The sequence below is a fragment of the Sphingobium sp. VMM genome (assembly GCF_056790315.1).
Window position 1 is genome coordinate 146,798 of sequence record NZ_JBXGSI010000004.1, and the last position, 13,664, is coordinate 160,461.

General features: G+C 63.3%; 8 protein-coding genes. 7 read left to right on the forward strand and 1 reads right to left on the reverse strand.

Annotation, left to right across the window (positions count from 1 at the left end):
* Nucleotides 1–150 precede the first annotated feature (150 nt).
* From ACUCV3_RS07160 to ACUCV3_RS07190, 7 genes are all read left to right on the forward strand, one after another.
* On the forward strand, nt 151–753 hold the full coding sequence (locus ACUCV3_RS07160; RefSeq protein WP_010335864.1) for an RNA polymerase sigma factor: 603 nt from the start codon (nt 151–153) through the stop codon (nt 751–753).
* A complete protein-coding gene (locus ACUCV3_RS07165; protein WP_010335862.1) occupies nt 722–1,732 on the forward strand; it encodes a FecR family protein in 1,011 nt (336 codons plus the stop codon). The genes ACUCV3_RS07160 and ACUCV3_RS07165 overlap by 32 nt, the downstream gene beginning before the upstream one ends.
* Before the next feature lie 143 nt (nt 1,733–1,875).
* Nucleotides 1,876–5,043 carry an outer membrane beta-barrel protein gene (locus ACUCV3_RS07170; protein ID WP_010335861.1) on the forward strand — a complete coding sequence of 1,056 codons (3,168 nt, stop codon included), beginning with the start codon at nt 1,876–1,878 and terminating at the stop codon, nt 5,041–5,043.
* Nucleotides 5,044–5,112: 69 nt separating this feature from the next.
* Complete coding sequence (locus ACUCV3_RS07175) at nt 5,113–6,744, forward strand: alkaline phosphatase D family protein (protein ID WP_029547437.1); 1,632 nt, start codon at nt 5,113–5,115, stop codon at nt 6,742–6,744.
* Between the two features lie 10 nt (nt 6,745–6,754).
* Complete coding sequence (locus ACUCV3_RS07180; protein ID WP_010335859.1) at nt 6,755–7,873, forward strand: hypothetical protein; 1,119 nt, start codon at nt 6,755–6,757, stop codon at nt 7,871–7,873.
* 275 nt (nt 7,874–8,148) lie between these two features.
* Nucleotides 8,149–9,054 (forward strand): tyrosine-type recombinase/integrase, encoded by a 906-nt coding sequence (locus tag ACUCV3_RS07185; RefSeq protein WP_010335858.1) that lies wholly within the window; start codon nt 8,149–8,151, stop codon nt 9,052–9,054.
* 4 nt (nt 9,055–9,058) lie between these two features.
* Nucleotides 9,059–10,252, forward strand: a complete 1,194-nt coding sequence (locus ACUCV3_RS07190; RefSeq protein ID WP_010335857.1) for an IS91 family transposase — start codon at nt 9,059–9,061, stop codon at nt 10,250–10,252.
* A 605-nt stretch (nt 10,253–10,857) separates the two neighbouring features.
* Here ACUCV3_RS07190 and ACUCV3_RS07195 read toward each other — a convergent pair.
* Nucleotides 10,858–13,641, reverse strand: a complete 2,784-nt coding sequence (locus ACUCV3_RS07195) for a TonB-dependent receptor (RefSeq protein ID WP_010335856.1) — start codon at nt 13,639–13,641, stop codon at nt 10,858–10,860.
* Between the last annotated feature and the right edge of the window lie 23 nt (nt 13,642–13,664).

A 13,664-nucleotide genomic window follows, 5' to 3' on the forward strand; every position in this document is an offset into this window, starting at 1 on the left:
CCCAAGGATGCTGGCAGTTTGAACGCACCGCCCTCGAAAAGATGGGCCGCACGTTTTGAAGATGTCGGCCCCGCAGCCTGTTTGTCACATTTCCCCTCTAGCCACTCCCAGAATCGACACTTCGTCATAATAAACGGTCGCGGAACTGGGATGAGCGGAACGGACAGGGAAAGAGCGCGCTGGCTGCTGCGCAATATCTTGCCGCATGAGCCTGCTTTGCGCGGCTGGCTTGCGCGTCGGCCATTGGGCGGCCTCGAACCCGACGATATCATTCAGGAGTCCTACAGCATCTTCGCGGAGATGGATCGGGTGGACACCATCGCCTATCCCCGGGCCTATCTGTTCCAGGTAGCCCGGTCTGTGGTAACCCGCCATGTCCGCCGTGCGCGGATCGTTCCCATCCACGCGGTCGACAATCTTGACTATCTGGACCACCCTGACGATACCGCATCACCCGAGCAGACGGCGATCGACCGGGATGAATTGCGCCAACTGGCCTGCGCGATCGCGGCCATGCCGCTCAAGACGCGTGAGGCGTTCATCCTACGCCGGGTCGAGGGCCTGCCTCAGCGCGCAATCGCGGCGCAGATGGGTATATCGGAAAATACGGTCGAGACGCATATTTCGCGCGGCATCCGATTTTTGATTGACTGGTTCGGTCGTGGTGGAAAGACGCTGCCCCAAACCTCTAGGGATGTGACAACGGAGACGCGCGCAGTTGATGGCCGGACAAGAAGACAGTCGCAGCATTGACCAAACCGCGTCCGATTGGGCGGCGCGGCTGGATCGTGGCGCGCTGTCTGCGGCGCAGGATGCCGAACTGAATCAATGGCTGGCCGCCGATCCGCGCCATAAGGGTGCCCTGCTGCGTGCCCAGGCATTGTCGTTGATGAGTGAGTCCGCGCAGGCGCTGGGCCCAGATTTCGACCCTCGTCTGTTCGAACCGAAAAAACAGCGCGGCCTGTCGCGACGACATTTGCTCGGCATCGGCGGTGGTGCGCTGGCCGCCATGGCGGGCATGGCCGCATTGACCATCGGCATGCCAGCATCGGGCGCGGAAATCCGCACCGGCCGCGGCGAGATGCGACTGGTGCCGCTGGAGGACGGGTCGACCGCCCTGCTTAATACCGACAGCCGCATCCAGATCCTTTATGGTGAAAAGGAACGTCTGGTCTCGCTGCTAGATGGCGAAGTCTATTTCTCGGTCGCACGCGACGAGCGGCGCCCATTCATTGTCGAGGTCGGCGGTCGCCGATTGCGCACAGCGCAGGCCGGCTTTCGCGTCCGCAAGCTGGCCAAGGCGCCTGTCGACATACTGGTGCATCAGGGACTGGTCGAACTGCCTGCGGTCAATCCCATGAGCGGTCAGGTCGTTGCCCTGGCTGGCAATACCCACATGGTCATGGCCAATGCGGCAACCAGCCTGTTCGTCGCGGAACGGCCCGAACCGATCTCGCCCGAGCGCATCAACCGGGAGCTGGCCTGGCGCGACGGGAAACTGGCCTTCGAGGGCGAGACCTTGCAGCAGGCGGCCAATGCCTTTGCCCGTTACAGCGAAACCCGCATCCTTATACCGGACGCGGCACTGGCGCGCGAACCTGTAACGGGTCTGTTTACAGCCAATGATCCCGCTGGCTTCAGTCGCGCCATTTCGACCATCTTCGATGCTCGCCTGGTCCGGCAGGACCATGACCTCATCCTGAGCCGCACAGCGCAGTCGAAAAAAAATTGACCCCGTATTAGCGGAACTGCCGGCCTCCCACCTCTTAGGGTCGAACGCCGTGCAGAGCGCGGCCAGCAGGGGGCTACCAGCTAATGTATTCGCGTCATTCTCTCCTCACTTGTGGGGCTTCTGTCGTTGCGTTTGCCGTCGCCGTGCCGGCCCATGCGCAGGAACGACTCTTCGACATACCCGCCCAGCCCGCCGTCCGTGCCATTCCCGAACTGGCCGGACAGGCACAAGTGCAGATCGTAGCCCCGGCCCGTGATCTGGCCGGCATCAACACGCCCGCAATCAAGGGGCGGATGGACGTGCGCGAAGCGTTGCGCCGCCTGATCGCAGGCACGCCGCTGCGGGTTGGATCGGACGACGGCAATGTCATCACCCTGCGCTCGGCGCGCCCGGAAGCCAGCGTCGGCAATGGCATGGTGCGCGGCCGCGTATTCAACATCGTCACCGGCGAATATCTGCGCAATGCGGAAATTCGCGTAGAAGGCACGCCGATCACCGTCTATTCCGAGGATAATGGCGAATTCCGTTTGTCCAACATTCCGGCCGGTGAAGCGACGATCCTCGTCAAATATGCTGGCCTCCAGACCGAAAGGCTGATTGCCACTGTCAGCCCGCGTGAAGTCGCGACGCTGGACGTGGCGTTGCGCGCACCGACCTTTGCGGGCTCTTCCGCCGACGACGGCTCGGCCATCACTGTCACCGCCCGGCGCGAGGGGCAGGCCGCCGCGATCATGGAACGCCGCGCCGCCACCAATGCCAAGACCGTGGTCGCTGCCGACAATTACGGCCTGTTGACCATGGGTGATGTCGGCGAATTCATGAAGCAGATGCCGGGCATCTCGCTCGACTATACCGAGGTTGATGCCACGGCGGTCCGCATTGGTGGTCTCGACCCCAAATATTCGACCTTCACCACCGACGGCGCCCGCATGGCGACGGCGACGTCCAACAACAATAATGGCCGCCAGAACAGTTTCGAGCAGATGTCGATCACCGGCATTGAGTCGATCGAGCTGAACAACACGCTGACCGCCCGCATGGATGCCGACGCGCCTGGCGGCGCGATCAACCTGCGCAGCAAATATGCGTTTCAGCTGAAGAAGCGCCAACTGCGCTTCCAGGTCGGCGGGGTCGGCACCTCGGACGCCGGGATCGGCGAAATCTATTTGCCCGACAATGACAAGCATGCACGCATCTATCCGTCGGCCAGCTTCAACTATGGCGACGTGTTTCTGGAGGGGCGGCTCGGCGTCGCGCTGAGCGCCAGCTACAATGCCAATTATGTCCAGCAGGATCGCGTCCAGACCGACTGGTCCTATCTCGCCGATGGCCGGGTCATCCCCTATCAGGTCATGTGGCGTCCTGGCCCGAAGAAGACCAGCCGCACCGCCGCCAACCTATCGGTCGACTATAAATTCTCCGACGAACTCGCGCTGTCGTTGCGGGGCAGCTATTCCCTCTACGAGGTCGAATATTTCAACCAATATACCTATCTGATTTTCGGCACTTCGACCAAATCCTATGCCACGCCAGATTCGACCGGTACCCATATCGTCGTCAATCCCAATGGCACCAACACGCGGCTGCACACCCAATATTCGCATCGCTATGCCGGCACCCCGGCAATGCTGCTGGCACCCAAGCTCGAATATAAGAATGACGATTGGGAAGTCGCGCTGCGCGGCAGCTATTCCAGCTCGGAATTCAATTTTCGTGACAATTCCAAAGGCTTCTTCCAGCGCACCGACAGCTGGCTGACGCGGATCGGCTTTACGCTAGACCGGGAGTCGGATAGCTCGAATGCCTGGACGCTGCAGCAGACTGCCGGTCGGTCCTGGAGCGACCCGACCAGCTTCAACCGCGACGACGACATCGGCAACAATATCCGCACGGCTGAATCGGACGCCCGCAATGAAATGTATGGCGGCAATCTGGACATCAAGCGCAAGCTGTTCGTCGGCGACGTGCCGCTGACGCTGATGGCGGGGGCCGGCGCGCGGGTGAATGACTGGCGCACAAATGAGGGGTCTTATGACCAGTTCCAATATGTCGGCCCGAACGGCGATCTGAGCCAAAAGGACCCGGCCGCGGTCATTCCCTGGACCAATCGCTACCAGTTCGAGATCATCGGCTTCAACGCAGGTAACCTCAACGACCAGAATTGGCGCGCCGACAATAATTACGCGATGTACGACATCTACAAGGCGCATCCGGAATATTTCGTTGCCGATACGGTCGGCAATCTGAAGCGCGACCTCGACAACAACAAGCGGGTCAAGGAAGATATCTACGCCGCCTATGTCGAGGCGGAGGCGCGCGTTGGCAAGGCGACCTTTGACCTCGGCCTGCGCTACGAGAAGACCAGGACTGGCGCGCTGGTCGCCAATATCCGTCCGACCAGCGAGGTCGAGGCGGCAGGCTACAAGACCAACACGATCGAGGGGCTGCTCTACCAATATAATGGCGGTACCTATTCAACCCGCCATGGCGAATATGACGACTGGTTCCTGAGCGGGGGCATGAAATATGATTTCAGCCGCCGTCTGGTCGGCCAGATCGCCTTCAGCCAGTCGATCCTGCGGCCCGACTATGGCAATCTGGGCGGCGTGGTGGCGGTCAATGACGATACACAGATCGTCAATGTACCCAATCCCCTGCTAAAGCCCGAACATTCGACCAAATATTTCGCCAGCCTTCAATATTATCTGGAGCCGTCGGGCATCATCGGTCTGTCCTATTATCGCCTCGACATGAAGGACATGCAGGTCACCGGGATCGAGGTCGATCCCGCCGCCGTCGGCTTCGATCCTGATGAATATGCCGGCTACACATTCCGAAGCGCGCAGAATCTTCCGGGGACCAGCACCAATGAGGGGCTGATCTTCGAATATGACCAGCAGCTGACCTTCCTGCCGGGCATCCTCAAGGGGCTGGGTCTGCGCGGTTCCTTCACCCGTCTCTTCCCCGATGCCGAACGTGTGAACACGCCGGAAAAATCGGCCAACTGGGGCCTGCGCTACAGCTATGGCCCGTTCGACTTCCAGCTGACGGGCAACTGGCAGTCGCGATATCGGGTGAGTGCATTGAGCGCCACGCCGACCACCGCCAACAATGGCGTCCTTTATCATACCGATCGCCAGCTATGGAATGTGAGCTTCAGCTACAAGCTGAGCACCAATTTCGAATTTAATGTCGCCGGTCGCAATATCTTCAACGCGCCCGACGTCATCTATTCCAACATCGAAAGCCGGGTGCGCCAGTACAGCATCTACGGCTCGATGTGGAACATCGGCATCAAGGGCAGCTTCTGACCCTCCCCACTGGACGGAGCGGCCTTGGGCCGCTCCGTCCCTTTCCGATCCCATCGAAAAGGCATCATCATGGTAATGCATATCGACCGCCGCAGCATGATCCTGGGCGGAGTCTGGGGCATTGGGGCGCTGGCGCTGCCTGCCGGCCGGGCGCTGGCCGCCGACCTGATCGGCGCGCGCGGCTTCACCCATGCGGTCGCCAGCGGCGAGCCGGGGGCGGATTCGATGCTGCTATGGACCCGCTATGTCCCTGCGAGCGAGGTTGAGAGCGCGCGCCTCGACGTTGAAGTCGCGATCGATCCCGATTTCGTGCGGATCGTCGGCGGCGGCACGGTGCGCACCGGGGGCTATCGTGACTGGACAGCGAAAGTGACAGTGGACGGGCTTCAGCCAGGCACGAGCTACTGGTATCGCTTCGTTGCGCCGGACGGCAGCAAGTCGCCGGTCGGCCGCACCCGGACGCTGCCGCAGGGCGACGTGCCGCGCTTTGGCCTGGGCGTCTTTTCCTGTTCCAACCTGCCCTATGGCTGGTTCAACGCCTATGCCCATGCCGCAGCGCGCGACGATCTCGACCTGTGGCTGCATGTCGGCGACTATATCTACGAATATGGCAATGCTTCGGTACGGCCCGGTCAGGGCATCGTGGGGCGCACGCTGATGCCCGACACGGAAATTCTGGCGATTGCCGACTATCGCCTGCGCTACGCAACCTATCGGGCTGACCCCGACCTGCAACGGCTGCACCAGATGGCGCCGATGGTTGCACTGTGGGACGATCATGAATCGGCCAATGACAGCTGGGAAGGTGGCGCCCAGAACCATCAGGCCGACAAGGAAGGCGACTGGAACACCCGCCGCGCCGCCGCAATGCAGGTCTATCGCGAATGGATGCCGGTGTCGGACGAGCCGTGGAAGGCCTATGATATCGGGACGCTGGCGACGCTGTATCGCACAGAATCCCGCCTGCTCGCCCGTACGCGCCCGGCCGACATCACGGCCGCCGCCAGCGCGCCCGATGCGGACGCCGCGCTAAAGGCCTTCCATGATGGCGTGTGGCAGGACCCATCGGCCACCATGTTGGGCAGCACCCAGGAAAGCTGGCTGGCCCATGCGTTCCGGGCGAACGCCCGCACCACCGCCTGGCAGATGGTCGGCATGGGTACGATCATCGGCCGTACGGTGATGCCGGCCAATGTCACCGACTGGCTCCGTCCCGACGCTAACGCCAAGCTGGTCCAACGCTATCGCAACAGCGTGCGCATGGCGCAAAATGGCCTGCCGATGTGGATGGACCGGTGGGACGGCTATCCCGCTGCCCGCTCGCGCCTGCTCCGGTCGGCACAGGCGGCCGACTCCGACCTCATCATGCTGGCGGGCGACAGCCACAATGCCTGGGCCTACGGCCTGGTCGAGGATGGCCAGCCCGCCGGTGTCGAATTTGCCGGACAGGCGGTCACGTCGGGTGGCATGGAGGGTGACCTGCGCGGCGATCCGACGGCGGTGGCGCGCGGCTTCGTCGCCGCCAATCCCGAACTCAAATGGGCGAACACGCACCAGCGTGGCTATATGATGATAGACATCAGCCGTGATCGGGTGACCGGCGAATGGCTGTTCCTCGATACGATCAAGGCGCGCAGCACGCGGATCGCCAGCACCCATCGCATGTCGGTCGAGCGCGGCCGCCGTGTCTTCAGCGCCTGATCAGGAGATTATGATGCGGTCCGCGATCGTTGCGCTACTTCTGCTTGGCCTTGCCCAGTCTGCTCATTCGGCTACGCCGTTTCCGCCTGCCGACCTGCCGCGCGAACAGGTCGCGGGCCCTTTCGCCTCGGGCCATGTTCAGGGTATCGCGGTCGATCGCAAGGGCGGCTTCATCTATTATTCCTTCACCGACATGCTCGCCAAATATGACTTTGAAGGCCAGCTCGTCGGCACACTGACCGGCTGGTCGGGGCATCTGGGCGACCTGGACTTCAACCCGGTCGACGGACGGGTCTATGGCTCGCTGGAATATGGCAAGCAGGACGCCTTCTATATCGCGATGATCGACGGGGCACGGATCGATCGGGTCGGCATGACGGTTGCCGGCACCGACCTGCTGCGCGCCGTCTATCTGCCCGAAGTGACGCGCGACTATGCCGCCGATCTCGATGGCGACGGCAAGGCGGATCATCGCTATGGCTGTTCAGGCATCGATGGCGTCGCTTTTGGCCCCGCCTTCGGCCGGAGCGACGGCCCGCTCTACCTGACCGTCGCTTACGGCATTTATGGCGACGTCGCCCGCAGCGACAATGATCATCAGGTCCTCCTGCAATATGACGCGACGGACTGGGGCCGAGAGGCGCAGCCGATTGACGAAAAGGCACTGCACCATTCTGGCCCGACTACCCCTCGGGGCAAATATTTCGTCCTTACCGGCAACACCCGCTATGGCGTCCAGAACCTCGCCTATGATTCAAGCCTGCAACGCTGGTTCATGGGCGTCTATCAGGGTGCCAAACCCGACTGGCCCAATTATCTGCTGTTCGCGCTCGATGCCCGCAGCCGGCCACGTCGCCAGGCCTTGCAAGGCCTGGCTTCTCCTCAAGGCATGAATCCGGAAAAAGGCCTGCTACTGCCACTCGCTCAGGATGGGATTCATGATGTGAAGACGGGTGTGCGGGGGTGGTATCAGAAGGCCGATGTCGGAATACAGCCCTTGGGAGATGGCCTATACTATCTCGTCCAGAACGACGGTGTGCGCGGCGCGCAGTCCGCCGTTACGCGGTTGATGCATTGGACGGGCGCCTCTTCCAAGCCCTTTGAGACAATGCCAATGGCCGATCGATGACGTGCTCACCCACTGGCGTTTGATGGAAGTACCCTTACCGCGCGCCGATATCTTGTATGCTTGCCAAGGACGACAACGACCCTTGTCGGTCGTTCAGGGACCACTTTTGCTCTCCCAGGAGCGGACATTCCGCTTTTCTGGCAGCTCTCGACCAAAGCACGAACCCGCTCCGCGGGAGGGTCGCTTGGGGTGACGTAGCGTAGTATTTGTGAGGCTTTCGGCGGTGCGGCGGCGCCCGCCGACGGTGGAGTTCCTTCAACGGAGAGGAACTTACCATGGATGCTATCACGACTGCTGCCCCGACCCATTCGCTGCGTGAGCGGATGCTGCAGGACATGACGATGCGTGGCTTCGGGGCGCACACGCAGAATGACTATATCCGACATGTCCGGAACTTCGCCGCGTTTCTCGGCCGCCCCCCGGACACGGCCACGGTGGAAGACCTGCGGCGTTATCAGGTTGACCAGCACGAGCGCGCCGTTGGTCCAGCCACGATCAATGGCGCGGTATCGGCACTGCGGTTCTTCTTCGGGATAACCCTCAGGCGGCCGGAGATGGCCCTAGCGCTGGTCGTCGTTCGCTTCACACCCAAGCTGCGTGTGGTCTTGAGCGTCGAGGAGACAGCGCGGCTGCTCGAGGCTGCGCCAGGCATCAAGTACAAGGCGGCCCTCAGCGTGGCCTATGGCGCGGGCCTGCGGGTTTCGGAGGTTGCCCACCTCAAGGTCGATGACATCGACAGCACCCGGATGATGATCCGCGTCGAGCAGGGCAAGGGACGCAAGGACCGCAACGCCATGCTTTCACCCCATCTGCTGGATTTGCTCCGTCAATGGTGGCGCGAAGGCAAGCGGCGCGAAGTGATGCTACCTCATGGCTGGCTGTTCCCCGGCCGCAGTGGCACGGATCCGGTCTCGGCTCGCCAGTTGCACCGCGTCGTGCAGGAAGCGGCCGAGCGCGCCGAGATCCACAAGCGGGTAAGCCCGCATACACTGCGCCACTCGTTCGCCACTCACCTGCTCGAGCAAGGCGTCGATATCCGGGTCATCCAGGTGCTGCTGGGACACGTGAACATCAACACGACCGGCATCTATACCCAGGTCTCGAGCAAGACGATGCGGGCAGTGGCCAGCCCGCTCGACCAGATTGTGGCCGTGATGGAAGGCAGGGCACCTCCCGGTTGAGCCGGTGCGCACCTCACTCGAGGTCGCCGATATCTTCCGGAGCAGCGGGCCGGCCTATCGCGCGGCCCATGCCGGGCATCTCAGCCTCGGCCAGCTCAAGGTCATGACGGCCATCGAGAACTGCCGCACCGCCGCGCTGGGCGGTCACGTCGAGGCCTGCGACGACTGCGGGCACTGGCGGGTCGCCTATAACTCGTGCCGCAACCGGCACTGCCCCAAGTGCCAAGGCGCCGCCGCGCGCACCTGGCTGGCCGCGCGCGAGGCTGACCTGTTGCCGGTTGGCTACTTCCACGTCGTGTTCACCCTGCCTAACGAGGTCGCAGACATCGCCTTCCAGAACAAGGCGGTGGTCTATGACCTGCTGTTCCGCGCAGCCGCGGACACGATGCTGATCATCGCCGCCGATCCCAAGCACCTTGGCGCGCGGATCGGCATCACCGCCGTGCTGCACACATGGGGATCGGCACTGACCCACCATCCGCACGTGCACATGATCGTGCCTGGCGGTGGCATCGCGCGCGACGGCACGCGCTGGATCTCGTCGCGCCCCGCATTCCTGCTGCCGGTGCGCGTGCTGGGCGCCTTGTTCCGCCGTCTGTTCGTCACCCGTCTGCTGGCGCTGTTTGACGCCGGCAAGCTGGGCTTCTTCGGCGCTCAGGCTCATCTTGCCGCCCGCAAGGCGTTCCTGCAGCATTTCTCGCCGATCCGGAAGAAGCGCTGGGTGGTCTATGCCAAGCCACCCTTTGCCGGGCCGCAGGCGGTGCTGGCCTATCTCTCGCGCTACACGCACCGGGTTGCCATCTCGAACCGACGGCTCATCACCTTCGACGAGACCGGTGTGACGTTCCGCTACAAGGACTATCGCCGCCCTGCTGCTGAACGCCAGCAGGTCATGACGCTGGCGACGGACGAGTTCATCCGCCGCTTCCTGATCCACGTTCTGCCGCGCGGCTTCCACCGCATCCGGCATTACGGCCTGCTCGCCAGTTCGACCCACAAGGATACCATGGCACTGGCCCGCAGACTGCTGGGCGTTACTGTACCGGTCGAGGAGCCCGAACCCGACGAACCTCCCGACCATCGCCCGCCATGCCCATGTTGCGGCGGGCACATGACCATAATCGAGGCCTTTGCCCGCTGGTGCCAGCCCCGCGCGCCGCCATCATCGGCATCGCCAATCCGGGGGAATGCGCCATGATCCGGCATGACTCAGGCTGCACGACGGTCGCGCCCATGGCGTCCTGGCCGATGACCCAGTGCATGCCCATTCCGGAATCGAGCCCAGCGCAGGGCACACCGACCAGCAAAACCACCACCGTCCGCACTCTGATGCCGCACAAAGTCACGTTGATCCGGCCAGAACCGACACTTGCGGATCAGCGTCGCTTACCCGTCCGAACCACCCCAAAGCCGCTTTACCCATAGACCAGCGCGTGGGGCCCGCGGGTTCCTGCACTGGAGGCTTTCGTACGCAAGCGCCCGAAACCCTTCACAAATCGTGCCATTCAGATGAGGTCGCTGGAGTGTCCGCTGACACCGAAACCGGTCTTTCTCAAGCGAGACAACGGCTGGTCTGCTACGCGCCCGGTCCAAGTCGTAGAACCGAGATTTCACCACGCCTAGGAGCGGACATTCAGATCATGCGCAACGGGCTGTCGGCCGGCGTTGCCGTGAGAGTCTGACGAAAGCCGGTCTCGCGTTCGATGATTCGATTAACCGCGGGAACCCGCTGAATATGCGAGAGGAGCATGTGCGTAATCGTGATCTCGCGCTCAGCGAGCCCCCCTAGAGTTTGCGCATGTTTCAATAAGAAAGACGATATGTCGCTCGAACCGTACGCCCGAATTCTGGCCGGGCCAGGAAATAGCGCGCGTTCATGCCCCCGGCATCAAAGGAACCCATGCGTGGATTGCCTTCGGTCAGCCCAAGGCTGTTGGTCAGGTTGGTGCCATTCAAAGTCAGCGTCGCATGATCGCTGATCTGTGTGCTTACCTCGACATTGATCATCGAAAAGGGAGGCAGGCGCTGCGAGTTCGCGATGTCAGCGAAACGCGCGGAATAACGCGTGAAATCAGCGCTGAGATGCAGGCGGCCCGAGATGAGATCGACGCTAGGGCTTGCGCGCAGGGCGATGCGCGGCACCCGAATAAGCTGATTGCCCGTCACGTCATGGACCGCGACCGTGCCGCCCGACAGTTCGCTGTAGCGAAAATCTCCATAGCGTAAGTCTTGCACCGTCGCCTGCATGTCGATGCTGAGCGGGCCGATCAGCCGAGCATGGGCTGAAACTTCCATGCCAGTTGCGGTTGTGTCGGCAACTGAGGTCTGGCTGACATAGATGCTGGTGGCAGGATCGAAGCGATAGTCGGTGAAGGGCAGCCGCTTGAAATGGGTCCGGAAAAGGACGGCGGAGAAGTTCCAGTTGCGCCGCTGCACGATCAGGCCGGCCTCCGCCATGGCGATCGGGACGATGGCCTCGTCCGTGCGATCGGGGTCGGCATAGAATTCCGACGCGCTCGGCAGGCGGGAAATGCGGGTGGCGCGCAGGAACAGGCCGGTCCCCGGATCGGGATTGAAATTGATGCCCGCCGTCATGCTGAAGCCTGAGAAGTGCCGATCGATAGGTTGGAAAAGACCCGTGCCGGCCAGCACGCTATCGTCCGCCAGGGTCGTCGGATCGCCCAGATCGACCGCCGAGGACAGTTCCATCCTGCCGCCGATCCGCGTCCGTTCCCACCGTCCGCCAAGGTCGATGCGCCAATGCTCGCCCAGCTTCCATTCGTCGGCCGCATACACGGCCAGATTGGCGGTCTTCAGGGTCACGCCGTCGAACAGCGAGCCATAGCGGACGAAGCCGTTGTCAGTCAGCGATCCGACCCGCCGCCCATCCGCATCGACCGCCACGACATCCAGCCGCCGCGCCTGTCCCCGCACGTCGAGCAGCACCGTCCCCATCGTGCGATCATAGTCGAGGCGGCTGTCGGCATAAGTCAGGCCCAGCGCCAGATCATGCTGTCCCCACTGGCTGACCTGCCCGGTCAGGCGCGCGTCGCCGATGAATTCGCGCATCGGCAAGGCGACGGACAGCAGGTTCGCGCCCACGACCAGCCCGTTGCCATTGCTGTCGGGCAGGAAGGCGCGGCCGGTCCCGGCGTCGCGTATCTCGACTTTGGTTGCCATGGGAAAGGCGGCCGCAAGTTGGGGCCAAATGGTCGAGACATAGCTGTCGCCCGATTGCGGGCGGCCGATCGGGAACAGGCCGTCGCGGGAGGTGTCGCCCGTGCGCAGGCGCACCTTCACCTCCAGCGCGGCACCTCCACCAAGCGCCCGCCGCCCGAACAGCGTGTAGAAATCGATGCGGCTGCGCGTTCCCTTCGACAGGTCGAAAAGGCGAGAACCTGAGGGCGTCTTGAACGCGACGCTGGCATTATCGGGGCCTGCCAGCGTGTCGTACAGGGGATCGAAGCCGGGAACGGCGTTGACCCGCCCGGCGCCGTCCACCTGCAAAGGTACCGGCAGGTAAAGGATGACGCGGTCGTCGAGATGCTTGACGTTGAAGGACAGGCGCGTCGTCCCATCGTCATACTGGACCCCGGCCCGAATCTGCCCGCCCCGGTCGGCGGGATAGCCCGGATCGCGCAGGCCGTCGTCGCGGCGGTAGAAGCCGCCGATCGCAATGCCGAGTTCGGGCGTCAGGCGCATCCCCGCATAGCCGTCGATCCGCGCATAGCCGAAATTCCCGCCCGTCGCCGCCAGCGTCACGCCCGGCTTCTGCAGCGGATTGCGGGTCAGGAAATCGATGCTGCCGCCCGGCGCATTGCCGGCGAAGATGGCGGAAGGCCCGCCGCGCACCGCTTCGATATGGTCGATGGTCGCGTCGCTGCGGAAAATCTGGTCGGTGTTGAGATAGCCGAGACCGCCGTCATATTGCACCGGCAGCCCGTCCTCCAGCAACGCGACGGAGGAATAGCCGTCGGTCGGGATGCCGCGCGACCGGATATTGTTGCTCGCTTCGCCGCCGGTGCTTTCCACCCAGAAACCGGGGATCTGCTTGAACAGGTCGGCGGTCGATAGCGGTCCGGCGCGAGCCAGCGTCTCGGGGTCGATCCGGGTCAGCGCATAGCTGAGCTGGGTCGCGGTGACGGGCGTCTGCAGCGCGCGGCCGGTGACGACGATCTCGGCAGGAACAGCAACCGGCGGCGGGGCAGGCGACGGGATGGGGGCAGGCTGCGGACTGCGCCGGGCGCGGGCGGGTGGAGCCGGTTGCGCCGCCCGCAGCGTGACAATCCCTTCGCCGAAGCGCGCGACCGCAAGGCCGCTGCCGCGCAGCAGCCGGTCGAGCGCGCGCCGCGACGGCATTCTGCCCTTCACCAGCGGGCTGCGCAGCGCGGCGGCGCGCGCATAGGGATAGAGGATCTGCACGCCTGCCTGACGCGCAAACTGGTCGAGCGCATCGGCAAGGCTTTGCGCGGGAATGTCGAAACGGGGCTGCGGGGTGGCGGATCGGCTACCCGGCGGCGGCGCTGCCTGCGCGGGCGCGACCATGACCATCGCCATGACAAAGAAAAGGCCGCGACTCCGACGCATCACGCTCCAGTGGCGTTCCTACG

Bases quoted from the DNA above. Each gene is read 5' to 3' on its own strand.
- ACUCV3_RS07175 (WP_029547437.1), top strand. From the start codon at position 5,113: ATGGTAATGCATATCGACCGCCGCAGCATGATCCTGGGCGGAGTCTGG.
- ACUCV3_RS07160 (WP_010335864.1), top strand. From the start codon at position 151: ATGAGCGGAACGGACAGGGAAAGAGCGCGCTGGCTGCTGCGCAATATC.
- ACUCV3_RS07180 (WP_010335859.1), top strand. From the start codon at position 6,755: ATGATGCGGTCCGCGATCGTTGCGCTACTTCTGCTTGGCCTTGCCCAG.
- ACUCV3_RS07195 (WP_010335856.1), bottom strand. From the start codon at position 13,641: ATGCGTCGGAGTCGCGGCCTTTTCTTTGTCATGGCGATGGTCATGGTC.
- ACUCV3_RS07185 (WP_010335858.1), top strand. From the start codon at position 8,149: ATGGATGCTATCACGACTGCTGCCCCGACCCATTCGCTGCGTGAGCGG.
- ACUCV3_RS07165 (WP_010335862.1), top strand. From the start codon at position 722: ATGGCCGGACAAGAAGACAGTCGCAGCATTGACCAAACCGCGTCCGAT.